The organism is Arthrobacter sp. Hiyo1, assembly GCF_001263615.2.
Lineage (GTDB): Bacteria > Actinomycetota > Actinomycetes > Actinomycetales > Micrococcaceae > Arthrobacter.
The window spans coordinates 129,654-132,053 of the sequence record NZ_DF952473.1 but is presented as its reverse complement, the minus strand read 5'-3'; the positions used below and the strand labels follow the sequence as shown (position 1 = coordinate 132,053).

2 protein-coding genes are annotated in these 2,400 nt (G+C 63.9%); both read left to right on the top strand.

The window, feature by feature from the left end:
* The coding region (locus tag AHiyo1_RS16105; protein ID WP_148667626.1) for an amidohydrolase family protein at positions 1-1,030 on the top strand (1,030 nt) is incomplete at its 5' end.
* A gap of 437 nt (positions 1,031-1,467) precedes the next feature.
* Positions 1,468-2,211, top strand: a complete 744-nt coding sequence (locus AHiyo1_RS16100; RefSeq protein WP_059389224.1) for a polyprenol monophosphomannose synthase — start codon at positions 1,468-1,470, stop codon at positions 2,209-2,211.
* Positions 2,212-2,400 lie beyond the last annotated feature (189 nt).

Here is a 2,400-nt window from a genome sequence, read left to right as displayed (position 1 = left end):
CTATGTCGCCTTGGCCGAGATGGCGGCCCCGCACATTTGCAGCGTCGACGACCTTCGGATGTCTGCGTCGTGGAACTCTGCGTCGTGGAAGGAGGGCAGCGCGGGCGTGCCCGGGATCCTTCCCTATTGGGGCGAACTCGCCACATCGGCCGAGCACGCCTCTGCCATCCTGGAAGGCTTGGGCGTGCCCGTCCTTGGCCTGGCGGGGGACTTGAACATCGACGGTTCCATCGGTTCGAGAACGGCTGCCCTCAGCGCAGACTACGCCGACGCTCCAGGCCACCGTGGAAGCCTCTACGTCTCCGTCGACGAAGCCGCCGGCCACATTGCGGCCTGTTCAGCGCTCGGTATCCAGGCAGGCTTCCACGTCATTGGCGACGCAGGACTGAAGACGGCGCTGGACGCTTTTGACGTTGCCGCATCGGAGGTGGGGGAGCAGCGGGTCCGTGCCGCCGCGCACCGTCTTGAGCATGTGGAAATGGCCGATGCCGGCGATCTCGCCCGGCTTGCGAAATATTCGATCACAGTGAGCGCACAGCCCGCCTTCGATGCCACCTGGGGCGGGGCGGGAAAACTGTACGAGCAGCGCCTGGGGGCGCGAAGCGTGGCCATGAACCCCTTCGCTTCGTATTACTCCACTGGCGTGCCGGTGTGCTTCGGAAGCGATAGCCCGGTCACCCCGTTGCGCCCATGGTCCAGCGTCAGGGCATGCTTGGAACACAGCAATCCGGATCAGCGCATTTCGGCGCGGGCAGCGTTCCTCGGACACACCCGGGCCGGTTGGCGGGCCGGCAAAGAGCGCAATCCGCTGATGGGACAGTTGGTTCCCGGGGCACCTGCGAGTTTTGCGGTGTGGGAAGTCGAAGAGCTGATGGTGCAGGTGGCCGACGACCGCGTCCAGTCCTGGTCTACCGATCCACGTGCACGGACGCCCCTCCTCCCCGCGCTGGACAGCGGTAGCGATCCCGCTTGCCTGCAGACCGTACGCGAAGGCCAGGAGATCTTCGCGAGCGAAATTTTGCGGTCATAGTTGCAGATAGCTTTGCCGGTCCTGGGGCCCCTGACCTGCATGTATAGATAAAGCCCCAGCTCAGGCGGCGCTTGACAGGATTTGTGAAGTCCGTAGCATTTAGGGTCAACAGGCTTCCACAGGAAATACCTGGTTGTCTGGCCGCGGTGGGGTCCGCTGCCAAAAACAGTCAACGGACCCGTTTTCCAAGACCGTGGCACTCGTAGTGGGCAGGTCCACTGCGCCGCAGAAAACGGTTCGGCCTCGAGTTCAACACGCGTGCCGGCACTGGACCTGCGCTAGTGGGCCTGCCCGCGGCCAAGTGAGACCCATGTGGCGGACGCCACAGGTGTCCCCAGGTACGTCAAGTTGTCGTTCTATAATGGAGAGTTGCGCCTGAATGCCAGCCACGCTGCTGCTCCGGCCCACTGACCGCTCCATCAAGGAAAGGCCTCTTCTTGCGTGTCCTGACGATCATCCCCACGTACAACGAGCTGGAATCGCTACCCAAGACCCTCGGACGGCTGCGCGCGGCTGTGCCCGCCTCAGACGTCCTGGTTGTCGACGACAACAGCCCTGACGGCACGGGACAGCTAGCCGACAGCATCGCCGCCGAGGACGGCCAGGTCCATGTCCTGCACCGCAAGGGCAAGGAAGGCCTCGGAGCCGCGTATATCGCCGGATTCAAATGGGGCATGGCCGCCGGCTACGACGTCCTTGTCGAGATGGACGCCGATGGTTCGCACCAGCCCGAGCAGCTGCCGTTGCTGCTTGACGCGATCAACGACGGCGCCGACCTTGCGATGGGCTCACGCTGGGTTCCCGGTGGCGGCACGGTGAACTGGCCGTTCTACCGTCAAGCGATTTCACGCACGGGGAGCACCTACGCCCGGCTCATGCTTGGCTTGAAGATCAAGGACATCACCGGCGGCTACCGCGCGTTCCGGCGCAGCACGCTAGAGGCGCTCAAGCTGGACCAGGTCGAATCGGTTGGCTACGGTTTCCAGGTGGATCTGGCGTGGCGGGTCGCCAAGCTCGGCCTGAAGATCGTCGAATGCCCCATCACATTTGTTGAGCGCGAGCTTGGTGCCTCCAAGATGAGCGGCAATATAGTTGTTGAGGCCATGATCAACGTCACCAAGTGGGGGCTCGCCTCCCGGTGGGCCGCGCTGACCCGGAAGAAGACCCCGGTCTCAAAGTAGGCTTAACAGACAAGGCCGGTTCCGCACTCTCTGAAGAGTGCGGAACCGGCCTTTTCCGCAGTCCGGCGCTATTTGACCAGGTTCGGCCACCGCTTGGACGTCAGTGCTTTGATGCCGCGCTTGCGAGCGATGGAGGTTCGGCCCAGCCAACTCCGGCCCCGGGGCGGCCTCGCTTCTGGAAGGGCTGGC